The organism is bacterium (assembly GCA_029210545.1).
In the GTDB taxonomy this organism is placed as follows: Bacteria; BMS3Abin14; BMS3Abin14; order BMS3Abin14; family BMS3Abin14; genus JARGFV01.
Genome location: JARGFV010000007.1, coordinates 1 through 15,051 on the forward strand (window position 1 = coordinate 1; position 15,051 = coordinate 15,051).

Sequence of the window (15,051 nt, forward strand, 5' to 3'; positions counted from 1 at the left end):
AATAACTCCGGTGAATTACCAAATGTGCCATATATTTGTTTTTTTCGGTCTAAATGCTACTTCCGAAAAACTATATCCAGGAGCCTGCATGGGGTTCTCCGACAGGCTCCTAGTAGGCCACACGTACCGCCAGTCATGCAAAATAAATCTTAAATACCTTTGAAAACATGTCACGTACCCCCGGCAACGCCGGGGTGTTTACCAAAGTTCTAATTACGACTCCAACTTCGCGAAACTTTGCGTCCTTTGCGGTTAATTGGCTCTTGATCTTCTTCATTATTCCCTATTCCACATTCCTTATTCCTCTAAATCAAAAATTTTTCTTACGATACTCACGATCTCCCCTTCGTCCCCGTCGTGGGCGGCCCGCTTCATACTGCTGACGGGCTTGTGCAGGATTTTGTTTAAGATGGCCTCGGTCATGGCCTCGATCTTCTTGGTGTCGGCCTCGCTTAAGCCCTCGATCCTTTTCAGGGTCTTTTCAAGCTCTCCCCTGCGCACCTCCTCGGCCCACTCCCTCAAGGCCACGATGGTGGGAAACGACTCCCTCGACCTCATCCAATCGTTGAACTGCCGGACTTCCCCATTAACAATTTCTTCAGCCTTGGCCGCTTCCTTGGAACGGGTCTTGATGTTGGTTTCCACCACGCCCTGGAGGTCGTCGATGTCGTAGGCGTAGACGTTCTCCACCTGGTTGACGGCGGGGTCGATGTCCCTGGGGACAGCGATGTCGATAAAGAACATGGGCCGGTTGCGGCGCCGCTTGATGAGGCGCTGGACCATCTTTTTGTCGATGATGATGTTGGGCGCCCCGGTGGAGCTGATGACGATGTCGGCCAGTTCCATCTGCTGTGCCAGTTCGTCGAAGGGCACTGCCGAGCCGCCGAACTCCTCGGCCAGGGTCACGGCTCTCTCGTAGGTCCGGTTGGCCACGATAATGTGCTCGAGGCCGTTACCCAGGAGGTGCCGGGCAGCCAGTTCGGCCATCTCCCCGGCGCCGACGAGCATGACCGTCTTGCCGTCCAGCTCGCCGAAGATCTTCTTCGCCAGCTCAACGGCGGCAAAGGAGATGGAAACGGCGGAGGTGGCGATCCTGGTCTCGGACCGAACCCGCTTGGCTACCGAGAACGCCTTGTGGAGCAGGCGGTTGAGGATGTTCCCCGTGGCCTGGACGTTGGCGGCGCACCCGAACGCCTCTTTCACCTGCCCAAGGATCTGGGGCTCGCCCACCACCATGGAGTCCAGGCTGGACGCCACCCGGAAGATGTGCTGGACGCACTCTTCCCCCGAGAGGACGTAAAGGTGGGGGTCCAGCTTTTCCCTGGGCACCTGGTGGTGTTCGGACAGGAACTGGGCGATCTCTTCCCGCGCCTTGTCCAGGCTGCGCTTCGGGACGGCCGTGTAAAGTTCCACCCTGTTGCAGGTGGAGACGATGAGCCCTTCGGAAACGTTGGGGCAGGCGATCAGCGCCTTGATCCCTACGGACAGGTCAGCCTCGGCGAAGGAGACCTTTTCCCGGATCTCCAGAGGCGCTGTTTTATGACTCAGTCCGACAATGAGGATTTCCATGGTACCTGTGTCAGTTGTATGAGTGCAGGCCGCTCAAAAAGAGATTGACGCCCAGAAAAGTGAAAAGAACGGCCACAAAACCCACGATGGAAAACCAGGCCGCCTTCCGGCCCCGCCAGCCAACCGTGAACCTGGCGTGGAGGACGGCCGCGTAGATGAGCCACGTGATGAGGGACCAGGTCTCCTTGGGGTCCCACTGCCAGTAGGAACCCCAGGCGTACTGCGCCCAGATCGACCCGGTGATGATCCCCAGGGTCAGCAGGGGAAAACCGATGGTCAGCGCCCTGTAGTTGATGGAGTCGAGGACCTCCAGGCTGGGCAGGCTGTAGTAGAACGATCCCGGCCGCTTGCGCTTGAGCTGCTTTTCCTGGATGAGGTACATGATCCCCGAACCGAAGGCCAGACCGAACAGGGCGTCACCCATGAAGCTCAGGGGCACGTGGATGAAAAGCCAGATGCTGCTCAAGGCCGGCGGGATGGAAGTGACGCCCTTGTCGGGCATCAGAGCCGCCGCGGCCATGAGGATGAAGGTGACGGGCATGACGAAAGCCCCCACCACCGGCACCTTGAACCTGATGGTGACCAAAAGATAGGCCCCCACGAGGCAGGCCGAGAAGAACACCAGCGACTCGTACATGTTGGTCCCGAAAGGCACCCCGCCCATCATGAACCTGCTGATGAAAAAGCCCAGCTGCGCCGCGAAGGTCAGATAGAGGCTGTACCGGGCCACCCTTGGCACCACGGGGTTCCTGAACACGAGGAACAGGAGGTAGTGCAGGGTCCCGATAAACAGGAAGAAAAGCGCGGCTGAGAAAAAGACGATATCCATAGGTGTTAGTCCTGAAAGGTGGAAAGTGAAGGAAGGGAGGAGGGAGGATCCGCCGTCGCCAAGGCTATGGCGGACAGGGGGAGGAGGACGGAGGAAAAACCCTTCCGGTGATCATTACCGCTCAAGCTTGAGTTCCCCTTCCTCATTACTTATCCCTTATCTCTGAAATTTCCACTTGTTACTTTCTACCTGGCCACAGCGGCCGGGAACCTGGTACCCGCGACACTGATGGCCTCCGGTTTGCACCTTTCCACACACAGCAGGCACCCGACGCACGTATCCGGGTCCACCACGTGCAGCAGCCTGGCCTCGCCCACGATGGCGTCCACCGGGCACACCTTCGCGCAGATGGTGCAGCCGTTGCAGGCGTCGGAGATCATCACGGGCCGCCGGGGGGCCATCCGGTCGCCGATGGAGTCGGTGGGACAATTGGCGGCGCAAAGCCCGCACTCGATACACTTGACCGGATCGATGGACGCGAGGAAGTTATCCACGGTGATGGCGTCCACGGGGCACACCTTGCCGCAGATGCCGCAGCCGTTACACCCCACCGAGCACACCTTCCTGACCCGGCCGCCCTTGTCTTTCGAACTGCACCAGACCCGGACCTGGTGGTCCACCGGCTCGAGCGCCAGGACATCCCTGGGGCAGGCCACCACGCACTTGTTGCACGCTGTGCATTTGTCGTTGTCAACTATTGGAAGCCCTTCCTGGGGGGACCCTGGCGGGGCCATGACGATGGCGTCAAAGGGGCACACCACCTCGCATGTCCCGTACCCCACGCACGAGTAACGGCACGCCTTGCCGCCGCCTCCCACGAGGATAGCCGCGCGGCAGTCCCGGACACCCAGGTACTCGGCCTCCATGACCGCCTTGCCGTGTCCGCCACCGCAGCGCAACACGGCAACCTGGCGGACCATGTCGCCCACCTCCAGGCCAAGGAACTGGGCGAGGCCTTTGGCGACGGTCTCACCACCCGGGGCGCAGCCTGTGACTTCGGCCTCCCCCGCGAGGAGTCCTTCGGCAAAACCGGTGCACCCGGCGTATCCGCACGCCCCGCAGTTGAGGCTGGGGAGGATTCCCTCCACCACCTCCTGGCGGGGGTCCACCTCCACGTGGAACTTTCTGGAGGCGACACCCAGACCGAGAGCTGCGATAAAACCAAGCCCTGTAAGGCTGATGACAGCTGCAACCATGCTTTTATTTCACCATTCCTGAAAAGCCCATGAAGGCCAGGGACATGATGCCTGCCGTGATGAACGCAACGGCGGTTCCCCTGAACGGCTTGGGGATGTCGGACATCTCCAGGCGCTCCCGGATACCGGCCATGAGGACAAGGGCCAGTGTGAAACCGATGGAGGACCCGAAGGCAAAGGTTATGGTGGCGATGAAGCTCAAGCCGGTCTGGACCGTCAGGATGGCCACCCCGAGGACGGCGCAGTTGGTCGTGATGAGAGGCAGGAAAATACCCAGGGACTGGTACAGCGCGGGGCTCGCCTTTCGCACGAACATCTCCACGAACTGGACAAGGGAGGCGATGACCAGGATGAACATGATCGTCTGGAGGTACTCCAGCCTGAACGGGACAAGGAGGAAAGACTGGATGTTCCAGGTCACCGCGGAGGCCACCGTCATGACGAATATCACAGCCATCCCCATGCCGGTGGCGGTCTCGATCTTCCTGGACACCCCCATGAAGGGGCACAGGCCGAGGAACCGCGCCAGCACGAAATTGTTGACGAATACCGTACTGATGATTATGAGGATAAGCGCCTTCATCGGTTCATCCCCTCAAAAAATTCAAGAGAAATCGGTTCTCTCTCCCGCACCCGTTTCCTTTTATTGGTTCCCCTTACGGGGAACTTATCGGTGAACTCCGAAGGAGGTTATCGTCCTTGACAAACGCGTCAGCATTCCATAGTTTTTATTTTTTCTCAAGAGACGGATAGCCCCTGAAACGTCACAGGCGAACGGTTTGGATGCAAGAATCTGATGAAGCACGGAGACGACAGATATGTTTCAGAACCTTGCTGACAAGTTCGACGCAGTATTCAGGAAGCTGAAGGGCCGTGGGAAGCTGTCCGAAGCGGACATCGACGCGACCCTGCGAGAGGTCAAGCTAGCCCTTCTGGAAGCCGATGTCAACTTCAAGGTCGTCAGGGATTTCACGGCCCATATCCGCGAAAAAACCATGGGCAAGGAAGTCCTTGAGAGCCTTACACCGGCCCAACAGGTGATCAAGATCGTCCATGGTGAGCTGGCCGCCATCCTGGGGGGTTCCAGGGCCACCCTGAACAGGGCCTCCATACCCCCCACGCGCATCCTCATGGTGGGCCTCCAGGGTTCGGGCAAGACCACCACCTGCGCCAAGCTGGCGCTTCACCTCAAGGAACAGGGCTACAGGCCCTACCTCGTGCCCGCGGACCTCAGCCGCCCGGCCGCCGTTGACCAGCTCATCAGCGTGGCCGGCAAGGTGGGAGTCCCGGTGTATCGTTCGGATACCTCCATGACCCCTGTACAGGTGTTCAAAGCGGCCGCGGTGGAGGCCGGCAGGGCCGGATGCGACACCGTCATCGTTGACACGGCGGGGCGCCTCCACGTGGACGAGAAGCTCATGGAGGAGGTAACGGCCCTCGCCGGGACCGTGGGACCCCACGAAACACTCCTGGTCGCCGACGCCATGACCGGCCAGGACGCGGTGCGGATAGCCGAATCGTTCCACGGGAAGCTGACCCTCACCGGTATCATCCTCAGCAAGCTCGACGGCGACGCCCGGGGAGGCGCGGCCCTTTCCATGCGCAGAGTCACCGGGGTACCGGTGAAGTTCGCAGGCGTGGGCGAGGGTATGGACGGGCTCGAACCGTTCCACCCCGACCGCGTTGCCAGCCGGATCCTCGGCATGGGGGACATGCTCACCCTCATCGACAAGGCCGAGAAGGCGTTTAACGAGAAGGAAGCGGCCAAACTCGTCAAGAAGACCCGCAAGGGGGAGTTCGACCTGACCGATTTCCGGGACCAGCTCAGGAAGATGGGGGAGATGGGCTCTATGCAGGAGATCCTTTCCATGCTGCCCCTGCCCGGGAAGATGAAAAAAGCCCTGCCCTCCGGGATGGACGACCGTGAAATCGTAAGGATCACCGCCATCATCGACTCCATGACCGCCAGGGAGCGCCGCAACCCGAAGATCCTTAACGGCAGCCGCAGAAAGCGCATCTCAGCCGGCTCCGGAACCACAGTGACCGACGTGAACCGGCTATTGAAGCAGTTCGACCAGGCGAAGAAGATGATGAAAAAGATCGGAAAGGGTGGAAAAGGGATGGGGTTGCCCTTCTAGAAATCAGTAATCAGTAATCGGTAATCAGATTAAAGGCAAAAGGCTTCAAACACTAAGGAGCAGCCTTCACCAAGGCTATGGCTGACAAGCCCGGCTTGTCCACCATTTTATCCGCCATAGCTTGGAAAAAGCGACGGTGGAAGCTTAAGCGACGGTGGAAGGAACGTGGAGAAGATCCTAACCTTGGATTTTGGATTTTGGACCTTGGATTCAAAAACGTTTGACGAACCCTCTAAATAAGGTTAAAAGGTAAGGCTTTCAATGAGCTAATTGTGCACTGGTGCACCTGTGCACTGTACTTATTCAGGAGGAAGAAAATTGGCAGTTCGTATCAGACTCAAGAGAATGGGAAAGAAAAAGAGCCCCTTTTACAGGGTGGTTGTTGCCGAGAACAGGTCGCCCCGTGACGGCCGGTTCATCGAGAACCTCGGGACCTACGATCCCAGGGAGAAACCCGCCCGGATCCTCATCGAGGAGGAGAAGGCCCTGTACTGGCTGAGCCAGGGAGCCACTCCCACCGACACGGTACGCAGCCTGCTCTCGAAGATCGGCGTCATGAAGAGGTTCGATGCCGCCACTGCGGGAACGGCGGCACAAGCCGGACCGACCCCGGAAGCCCTGGCAGCTGTATCAGACGCGGTTTCGCCCGAGGCGGCTGCAGAGGCGCCCTCGGACAACTGATCCAAGGGGCCGCCCGACCGGGCGGCCTTTTTTCCCATGCCCGATCTCTACATTATAGCCCGGATCCTCCATCCCCACGGTCGGCGCGGCGATGTCGTGGTCCGTTCCCTCACCGATCACATCGAGACCCTCATGGGCGCTGCCAGCGTTTACCTGGGCCTGGATTCGGACACGCCGGTCACCGTCCAGAAGATCCGCTTGCACAAGGGCAGCCCCCTCCTTAAACTGGAAGGCATCGAAGATATCAACGGCGCCCTCGAACTTAAGGGGGTCGATATCTGTCTCCCCAGGGAGGAACTCGCCCCCCTCGAGGAAGGAGAGTATTTCCTCCACGACCTTGTGGGCTTTACAGTGCTCGACAGCAGCGGGGCCGAGGTTGGTCCGGTTGACGGGTTCGTGGAGACGGGTGGTCCGCCCCTCCTCGGAGGAAAAAGGGGATCGGGCAAACAGTTCCTCATCCCCTTCGCTCCCGGTACCATCGACGACGTGGACCTGGAGGCAGGAACGATCCGCCTGGCGGATTTATCTGGGCTGATCGATGAATAGTATTGAGAGGTCGATGTCGAAAACCGCTCGACACGGAGACACGGAGACACGGAGAAAGGTCTTTTCTCCCCGCGTCCCCGCGTCTCCGCGTCTCCGCGTCACCGCGTCCTGGATATATTTGGCCAATCACCATTCACCTTTTGATAGAGTCGCAAAAAGTCCAATCCGGGACTTTTCGCTCCACGGAAAGGGAAAAGCGTGGTTTTCCCTTCCCTCACGGATCGCTGACATATTTACCGGTCATCGATCCGGGCGCCCTTCCCAGGCGCGGCTAGTCATTTGTGAGTCATTGATTTTGTCGCCCCACGCGGGGCGCGTTGATGGACTTTTTGCGAGTCCATCACCTTTCATCGTTCACGATTCACGGAATTTCACATGAAATTCAACGTACTCACCATCTTCCCCGAGATCATCACCTCGGCCGTCTCCGCCAGCATCCTGGGCAAGGCGCTGGAGAGGGGCCATATCGCCATCAGCACCACGGACATCCGCGATCACGCCACCGACAAGCACAGCATGGTGGACGACTACCCTTACGGCGGGGGACCAGGCATGGTCATGAAGCCGGAGCCGATCTACGGGGCGGTCCAGTCCTTGTCCATGCCCGCCGGCGCGCCTCTTATCCTCCTGACTCCCCAGGGGGAACGGTTCACCCACGCCATGGCGAAGGAGTTCGCCTCCTTCGGGGAGATCGCCCTTCTTTGCGGTCGTTACGAGGGGTTCGACGAAAGAGTGCGCGAGCTTTTTCCGGTAAAGGAAGTCAGCCTGGGCGATTTCGTTCTTACCGGTGGCGAATTCGCGGCCCTGGCCATCATCGACGCTGTATCCCGTTTCATCCCGGGAGTCCTCGGCGACGAGGATTCGCCCACCGAGGAGAGCTTCGCCGCCAGCCTCCTGGAGTACCCCCAGTACACCCGCCCCGCCGAGTTCATGGGGAGCAAAGTGCCGGAGATCCTCCTGTCCGGGGACCACGGCAAGGTTGACCGGTGGCGCCGGGAACAGTCCCTTCTGCGCACCCTCGAGAGGCGCCCAGACCTCCTGGAGACTGCCGAGCTCACCGAGGAGGACCGGAAATTCCTTGAAAAAGCCAAAATCTGTCAATTTTCGGACAATGAAAGCGAAAAATAGCATATTTCCAGCTTGCCTTATTCGAAATTTGCCCTACAATTCATTTTTCCATGGGATTTCGGAACGGAGAACGAAGGACGCCGCACGAAGAAACAAGGATCAAATACTGTTTACTGAATACTGATTACTGACTACTGACTACTGCTCGAAGGAGCCCCCCATGAACACAATCGAAATGTACGAAAAGGAACACATGAAGCGGGACGTTCCCGACACCCCCATCGGATCCAACGTCAAGGTCCACTACAAGATCATCGAGGGCGAGAAGGAGAGGATCCAGATCTTCGAGGGCGTGGTCATCGCACGTAAACGCTCGGGCCTGAGGTCCACCATCACGGTCCGGAAGGTCACCGCCGGCATCGGCGTGGAGAGGGTGTTCCCCATCCACTCCCCCAAGATGGACAAGATCGAGGTCACCCGCCTCGGCCGCGTGCGCCGCAGCAAGCTGTACTACCTGAGGGCGCTGCGGGGCAAGAAGGCCAGGATCAGGGAGAAGGGACAGTACTGAGATTCCGACAGCTTGTCGGAATCTCAATCTCAAATCTCATATCTAAAATCTCAAGGATGGACATTGACAGGGTCGCGAAAAGTCCAATCCGGGACTTTTCGCGAAGTCATCAACATTTCGTGGTCATCTTTCGAGAAAACCAAGCAGTGGTCCTTCTGAGATCTGAGATCGGCTATGGATCTTTCCAGAGACAAATTCCATTTGGACAACGAACTCCGCGAAGCGGGCTACACCCTCATCGCCGGTGTGGACGAGGCAGGTCGCGGGCCCCTTGCGGGGCCGGTTTTTGCTGCCGCTGTCATCCTGTCCCCGGGAAACGGCCTCCCTCAGGCTCTTGACAGCAAGAAGATCTCCCCCACCCGGCGGGAGAAGCTGTGCCGGCAGATCCAGGAGGAGGCCCTGGCGTGGCAAGTGGCCCGGATCGAGCACAGCGTCATCGACGAGATCAACATCCTCCGGGCGACCTTGAAGGCCATGGTCGAGGCGGTGAAGAACCTTTCCCGTACCCCCGAAATGATCCTGGTGGACGGCGCGCAGACGCCCTTCGTGAATTCCCACTCGAAGGCCATTCGAAAGGGCGATTCGATCTCCCAATCCATCGGCGCCGCCTCCATCCTGGCCAAGGTCCATCGCGACCGGGTCATGGCCGCCTACCACGAGGAGTATCCCCTCTACGGATTCGACCGCCACAAGGGATACGGCACACAGGAACACATGGAGGCCATCGCCCTCCTCGGCCCGAGCCCCATACATCGCAGATCATTTGCTGGTGTCAAAGAACACTGCAAATAACCTGCGTATGTGCGTGGATGAGTACGTGCGTGTATGCGTTTGAGGCTTTTCTGATCCATCGCGATCACGCTCCACCCACACACGCTCCACGCAACTACGCTATACGAACATCATGGCCCCCACTTTGCAATTCATCCCTCATGTCCAGACAAGAACCAGAACACCTACGTACCGGAGACCGCGGCGAATCGCTGGCTGCCTGGTTCCTTCGGCTGAAGGGGTACCGCATCCTGGAACGGAACTTCGAATGCCGCTGCGGGGAGATCGACATCGTCGCCTGGAAAAAGGGAACTCTTGTCTTCGTGGAAGTGAGGACAAGGAAAGACGGGTCGCTGGTCGCCCCCTTAAACTCGGTAACCCCCGTAAAAGCGGCGAAGATCATCGACACCGCACGCTGGTACCTGGCCGGGGTGGCCCGCCCCCTTCCTCCCTGCCGGTTCGACCTGGTCGCAGTAACACCTCTGGGGCCTCGTCACCAGGTAAACCACATCGCCGGCGCCTTCGACACGACCACGGGAGAGTATGTCCTCGGCAGGCGGATCTCCGCCGCACGCAGTCGCCGCCGGTTTCCTCCCCGCAGGAAACGTAATACCGGCAAATGATCGCTCTTCGTGAGATAGATATCAAATCTCACGTCTCAGATCTCAAAACAGGGGCTTTCGCTCCCTTCACTTGCCCCCTGGCACCCCGCACTCTTCTTTTTCGTGCTCTTCCCCGCGACCCCGCCTGCCCCGAGCTTACCGGCCATGAGCTTGTCGAATGGTCGAGGGGCGTCCCCGCGCCCCGGGCCCGGATCCTTTCTCCGGGCCCGGGGCGAAAACACGGTTTCTCCGGTACCCCGACAGGGGGCCGGACAAAACCATTCGCGGATTTCGAGTTTCTTCTGGTTTTACTTCCCCAAAAAACATGGTAGATTACGCGCGGAAGTTGGAAAATTCCGCCCGGGGGGGCAATTTGTCAATACCGGCACGTAAATACCTTCCCAACCCTTCCGGTATCTACCCGCACTGCCTCCAGGGAGCAGGATTGTCACGGGATGGAGATGGTAGATGACAGGGGTTAACGTTCTCATCGTCGACGACGAAAAGGCCATCAGGGATGGCCTGTCCCGGGTACTGGAGAGCGAGGGGTTCAACACCGAACTCAGCGACAGTGGTTACTCCGCGCTGGAAGAGCTTCAATCCAGCGATTTTCAACTCGTCATCACTGATCTGAAGATGCCCGGAATGAGCGGCATGGAGGTTTTAAACGCAATCACCATCCTCCAGCCCAATGTCCCCGTTATTCTCATCACCGGCTACTCCACCGTGGAAAACGCCGTTGAGGTTATGAAAAAAGGCGCCTTTGACTACCTGGCCAAGCCGTTCACTCCCGACCAACTCCTTGATAAAGTCCGCAAGGCCCTCGATCATCGGGCGTTCCTGTTAGAGGAGCACTCCCCCGCCCGGCACTTGAGGGAGCAGATCGGGTTCGACACCATGGTGGGCCACAGCGCAGCCCTCGAGAAGGTGTTCTGGAGGATCAACCAGGTCGCCCCCACTGACAGCACCGTGCTTATCACCGGCGAGAGCGGCACCGGCAAGGAACTGGCGGCAAGGGGCATCCACCATGTCAGCCCGCGCCGGCAAAAACCGTTCATGGCCATCGACTGCACGACCCTCGTTGAGAGCCTCCTGGAAAGCGAGCTGTTCGGTCACATCAAGGGGTCTTTCACAGGGGCGGTCCAGACCAAGAAAGGCCTGTTCCAGGTAGCAGACGGCGGGACCTTGTTCCTCGACGAGGTTTCCAATATCAGTCCGGCCATCCAGGCCAAGCTCCTGCGCGTCATCCAGGAGATGGTGATCACTCCCATCGGAGGGACGAAAACGATCCCCATCGATATCCGCCTTATCGCCGCCACCAACATGGATCTCAAGGAGATGGTGGCCGAGGGCACCTTCCGTGAGGACCTTTACTACAGGCTCAACATCGTGCCGATCCAGATCCCGCCATTACGCGAACGTGAGGGCGACCTTACTCTCCTTGCAAGTCATTTCATGAAAAAGTACTCCGAGGAGATCGGCAAGGACATACGGGGTATGGCGCCGGGAGCCATGAACGTGCTCAAGCGCTACCCCTTCCCGGGCAACGTCAGGGAGCTCGAAAACGTCATTGAGAGGGCGATCGTGCTTGCGAAAGGCAACCTCATCCAGGCCGGAGACCTGGAGATCCAGGCTCCCCTTTGTGAAAACGGCATCCTCGACACCGAACGCGTTCCGAAAAGCACCGAGGAGCTCAAGTACATGAAGAAAAAGCTCCGTGAAGACGCTGTCCGGCCCCTGGAACACGCCTTTCTCCTGGACGCCCTGGAACGCAACGGATGGAACGTCACCCGCGCAGCCGAGGACGTTGGGATGCTGAGGCCTAATTTCCAGGCCCTGCTGAAAAAACAGGGGATTTCGTTGAAGGACCGTGAGGCCGGCTCCTGATGAAACCTGGTGGCCTGCGTAAGCGCGTGCGTGCGTAAAGCGAAAAAGCAGATATCGCATCGCAGTTACGCATGCACGCTCCACGCACATACTTACCTTTACAATCACACCGGCAGTGTGATCGAAAATGTCGTTCCCTCATCCACCTTGCTGTACACTTCCACCGTACCGCCGTGCCCTTCCACGATTCCGTAGGATACCGATAGCCCGAGACCTGTCCCCCGGGCTCCCTTCGTGCTGAAAAACGGATCGAAAACCTTTACGAGATTTTCTTCCGGGATCCCGAATCCGGTGTCCTGTATTCTGACCACGACAGCGTCTCCGGTGAGATCCATCCCGGTCCAGAGGGTCAGCGTTCCCCCCTCCTCCATGGCCTGGCTGGCGTTTAAAAACATGTTGATGAACACCTGTTCCATCTGTCCCGAATCGATGAGAAGGTCCGGCAGATTATTTGCGTACTCCCGAACGATGGAGATATCGTAGAAAGAGGAGAGGTGTTCCACCAGGCCAAGGGCTCGGTCCAGGGTGTCGTTGATGCTGTTCATGCTCTTCCTGGGCTCTGTCTTTCGGGAAAAATCCAGAAGGTTCTTGACGATCCTGGCGCAGCGGTCGGCTTCTTCGGTGATTGTGTCCAGGTCCTGTTTGAACTCCGGTACGAGCTTGACGTTCTTGTCGATGATGGAAGCGTGGATCAGGATCCCGGTTAAAGGGTTGTTGAGTTCGTGGGCGATCCCCGCGGCGAGTTCGCCCAGGGAGGCCAGCTTTTCTGAGCGGATGAGCACCGACTGCATCTCCTGGATCTGTTTTGTCCTCTCCTCTACCCGGCTTTCCAGGGTCGCCGCCCACTGGTCCCTGTCCTCCCTGGCCTTTTTCAGGCTGCCGGTCATCTCGTTGAACGCTTCCGCAAGCTCTCCAAGTTCGTCGTTGGGAGCGTCTTTAATGATGCGCCAGTCCCCCCTGGACAGGGCACGTGTATGGTCCAGGAGGGTATTCACCGGCTGCGTGATGAGTTTGCGGGTCAGAAGGTTCAGGCACAGGGACAGGGCCACGACCAGGAACACGATCTCTATGAGGATGTTGTTCCGGTAGGCCGCCATCTGGGTCACGATGCCGGAGGTGGAGACCGTGATATCCAGGACACCCAGGAGGTTGACGTCAGACGGATGGTAGTGGCATTGAGCCTCATAGCATCCCGGTTCGTTCCGGATGGCCCTCGTAACCGCCAGGACCTCTTCCCTGTCCCGGTCGACGAACAAACGGCTTCGATCCATGGCAGGGACATCCACCTTCGTGGAGTTTCCCATGTGGCACATCCGGCAACTGGGATCCTCCTGCTTGTCGATCCGGGTGCTCACTTCCTTTTTGTCCAGGGAAAACTGGACGACCCCGTTTTTGTCGATAAGCCGGACGTTCTTGATGTTCTCCTGTTTCCCCGCCCGATTCATGAGATGGTATGCCTCTTCGACATGGCCCCCCAGCATGGCGCTATGGGTTGTTTGAAGGATGGTCTCGGACAGGTTATCTATATCCCGGGTGTACAGCTCCATGAACGCCCCTTTCAGGGCGGCAATGTTAAAGAGGGTGAACACGGTCATGGTGAACATCAGAACAATCGCGCTGATGATTGAGAACTTGATCATCAGACCAAAGCGCATAAGAATCCCCTCCTGAAGCGCAGCTGTCTGCAAAGCGTGTCGAAAACTCTTGACACGCTTCTGGCCAGATCGGGAAACCAGAACCGGACACAGGAAATCAGGAAGGCGAAACTCCCCTGAGTTTCGCCTTCTTCACCTTCCTCTCTTCCTTCCTGATCTGGTCTGCGCACCAGATGCGCATCTGGTAGTTCTCCAGCCCCATGATGACGAGACCCGAAACGAAAACCGCCCAGTAGGTCTCGCTGCCTGCCGCGGCATAGGAGAAAAAGATGTAAAAAGAGGCGATGTAGAAAAGGTGGGACCAGCCGTGGTAGCCACCCTGCCCCTTGGCCAGGCGCGCCAGGGTGAGGGTCAGTGCTGAAAAAACGTAAACGATGAGGGCTACACCGATGAGTTCCAGGGGAGGAGAGGCGCCCAGAACCTCCCGGACCCTGGCCGAAAGAGGGGGAAGCAGCCGGCTGTTGGGGATGGCGAGGACAGTGATGAGGATGAAGGCCGCAAGCCCGTACGACCCGGTCCGGGATTGGGCTCTGAGATTCCGAATCCTTCCCTCAGCCTCGAACCGCTTATCCAGGCCGGAAGGCGCCTCCTCCGACGGGGGGGAGGCGCTACCTTGTTTTTCGTCCATGAGGCCCTCTGTGTTTCATGAAACCGGATACCGCGAAACCGGTGTTGGATCACGAAGGGGTCCCGCCCGACTCAGGATTCCCGTTGTCGGTGGTGCCGTCCTCGTCTCCGGGCAATTGAGCTCCCCGCCGCTCGAGGGCCATGACCTGTACCAGTTCACCCAGACGCTCGATCTCGGCGGATCCCCTGGGGATATCCACACCGATACGACCCTCACAACACTCGGAGGCGTAGTCGACCAGTCCCCTTAACGGCTGCATCACATTGCGCCACAGGAGAGCCGTCACGCCGCCCACCGTCAGGAATAGAATCATGACGCAAAAAATGACCAGACGCAACCTCAGCATTGCCAGGGATTTCATCAGCTTTTCCTGGGACAACCCCATATCCAGGGTTCCGAGGAGTTGCTTTTCTTCGGGATGAAAATGACACGCGGCCGAGGAACAATCAGGATCGTTGAAGATGGGCGTCATCAGATAGAGGATCTTCTCCTTGTTTTCATTGGTATGGACAATGGCCCGGTCCATCAGGCCCAGCCTGGTAACCGGCTTCGAGCCTGTGTGGCACCGGGCGCAAAGAGGTGATCCGCGATCGGGCACGGTGCCGATCTCTTCGATGTTGCTGGAATGGAGGATCACACCTGTGCACTTGAAGATCCGGGCATACTTCACCGGCTCCTGGGCCCCGATGTTCAGCATCATCTGGTCAATGCTGTCGTGGTCCGACTGGAGCATGGCGTACCTCATGGACCTTAGGATCGTGTCCGAGAGGGCGGCTTCGTACCGCACCGAATCTTTCATCATATCTGCCTTGACGAAGGAGTACAGCAGGATGCAGCAGACGATGGTAAACCCGGTCACCACCATGGCCACATTAATGATCTCTTTTGTGGCAAACTGCCTGAACATCACCTG

Annotated in this window: 16 protein-coding genes and 1 pseudogene; 8 read left to right on the plus strand and 9 right to left on the minus strand. The window is 58.5% G+C overall.

Features of this window, described 5'->3' with window-relative positions:
- Window positions 1–133 precede the first annotated feature (133 nt).
- The 5 genes from P1S46_01475 to rsxA form a co-directional block, all read right to left on the minus strand.
- Window positions 134–277 (minus strand): hypothetical protein, encoded by a 144-nt coding sequence (locus P1S46_01475; GenBank protein ID MDF1535157.1) that lies wholly within the window; start codon window positions 275–277, stop codon window positions 134–136.
- 20 nt (window positions 278–297) lie between these two features.
- Entirely contained in the window at window positions 298–1,569 is a 1,272-nt protein-coding gene (hemA, locus tag P1S46_01480; protein ID MDF1535158.1) for a glutamyl-tRNA reductase, read from the minus strand.
- A 10-nt stretch (window positions 1,570–1,579) separates the two neighbouring features.
- Window positions 1,580–2,398, minus strand: a complete 819-nt coding sequence (gene ccsB / locus P1S46_01485) for a c-type cytochrome biogenesis protein CcsB (GenBank protein ID MDF1535159.1) — start codon at window positions 2,396–2,398, stop codon at window positions 1,580–1,582.
- Window positions 2,399–2,583: 185 nt separating this feature from the next.
- Window positions 2,584–3,594, minus strand: a complete 1,011-nt coding sequence (locus P1S46_01490) for an RnfABCDGE type electron transport complex subunit B (GenBank protein MDF1535160.1) — start codon at window positions 3,592–3,594, stop codon at window positions 2,584–2,586.
- 4 nt (window positions 3,595–3,598) lie between these two features.
- Window positions 3,599–4,177 (minus strand): electron transport complex subunit RsxA, encoded by a 579-nt coding sequence (gene rsxA, locus P1S46_01495; protein ID MDF1535161.1) that lies wholly within the window; start codon window positions 4,175–4,177, stop codon window positions 3,599–3,601.
- Between the two features lie 235 nt (window positions 4,178–4,412).
- Here rsxA and ffh point away from each other — a divergent pair, with 235 nt between their 5' ends.
- From ffh to P1S46_01530, 7 genes and pseudogenes are all read left to right on the plus strand, one after another.
- On the plus strand, window positions 4,413–5,732 hold the full coding sequence (gene ffh / locus P1S46_01500) for a signal recognition particle protein (protein ID MDF1535162.1): 1,320 nt from the start codon (window positions 4,413–4,415) through the stop codon (window positions 5,730–5,732).
- A 318-nt stretch (window positions 5,733–6,050) separates the two neighbouring features.
- Window positions 6,051–6,299 (plus strand): annotated as a pseudogene (gene rpsP, locus P1S46_01505) (30S ribosomal protein S16).
- A gap of 150 nt (window positions 6,300–6,449) precedes the next feature.
- A complete protein-coding gene (gene rimM / locus P1S46_01510; protein MDF1535163.1) occupies window positions 6,450–6,959 on the plus strand; it encodes a ribosome maturation factor RimM in 510 nt (169 codons plus the stop codon).
- A 375-nt stretch (window positions 6,960–7,334) separates the two neighbouring features.
- The gene (gene trmD, locus P1S46_01515) at window positions 7,335–8,087 is read left to right on the plus strand and encodes a tRNA (guanosine(37)-N1)-methyltransferase TrmD (protein MDF1535164.1); all 753 of its coding nucleotides are present in this window, start codon (window positions 7,335–7,337) and stop codon (window positions 8,085–8,087) included.
- A gap of 160 nt (window positions 8,088–8,247) precedes the next feature.
- Entirely contained in the window at window positions 8,248–8,595 is a 348-nt protein-coding gene (gene rplS / locus P1S46_01520; GenBank protein ID MDF1535165.1) for a 50S ribosomal protein L19, read from the plus strand.
- A 174-nt stretch (window positions 8,596–8,769) separates the two neighbouring features.
- Window positions 8,770–9,387: a ribonuclease HII gene (locus P1S46_01525; protein ID MDF1535166.1), complete on the plus strand. Its 618-nt coding sequence runs from the start codon at window positions 8,770–8,772 to the stop codon at window positions 9,385–9,387.
- 140 nt (window positions 9,388–9,527) lie between these two features.
- A complete protein-coding gene (locus P1S46_01530; protein MDF1535167.1) occupies window positions 9,528–9,989 on the plus strand; it encodes a YraN family protein in 462 nt (153 codons plus the stop codon).
- A 35-nt stretch (window positions 9,990–10,024) separates the two neighbouring features.
- On the opposite strand, the gene P1S46_01535 is transcribed toward P1S46_01530, so the two are convergent.
- Window positions 10,025–10,210: a hypothetical protein gene (locus P1S46_01535; protein MDF1535168.1), complete on the minus strand. Its 186-nt coding sequence runs from the start codon at window positions 10,208–10,210 to the stop codon at window positions 10,025–10,027.
- Window positions 10,211–10,436: 226 nt separating this feature from the next.
- Here P1S46_01535 and P1S46_01540 point away from each other — a divergent pair, with 226 nt between their 5' ends.
- Entirely contained in the window at window positions 10,437–11,855 is a 1,419-nt protein-coding gene (locus P1S46_01540; protein ID MDF1535169.1) for a sigma-54 dependent transcriptional regulator, read from the plus strand.
- 104 nt (window positions 11,856–11,959) lie between these two features.
- Here the strand turns inward: P1S46_01540 and P1S46_01545 are convergent, their stop codons facing one another.
- The 3 genes from P1S46_01545 to P1S46_01555 all read right to left on the minus strand — a co-directional run bounded on the left by P1S46_01545 (window position 11,960) and on the right by P1S46_01555 (window position 15,045).
- Window positions 11,960–13,510 carry an ATP-binding protein gene (locus tag P1S46_01545; GenBank protein ID MDF1535170.1) on the minus strand — a complete coding sequence of 517 codons (1,551 nt, stop codon included), beginning with the start codon at window positions 13,508–13,510 and terminating at the stop codon, window positions 11,960–11,962.
- Window positions 13,511–13,607: 97 nt separating this feature from the next.
- Entirely contained in the window at window positions 13,608–14,138 is a 531-nt protein-coding gene (locus P1S46_01550) for a hypothetical protein (protein ID MDF1535171.1), read from the minus strand.
- A gap of 49 nt (window positions 14,139–14,187) precedes the next feature.
- Complete coding sequence (locus tag P1S46_01555; GenBank protein ID MDF1535172.1) at window positions 14,188–15,045, minus strand: HAMP domain-containing protein; 858 nt, start codon at window positions 15,043–15,045, stop codon at window positions 14,188–14,190.
- Window positions 15,046–15,051: the final 6 nt, after the last annotated feature.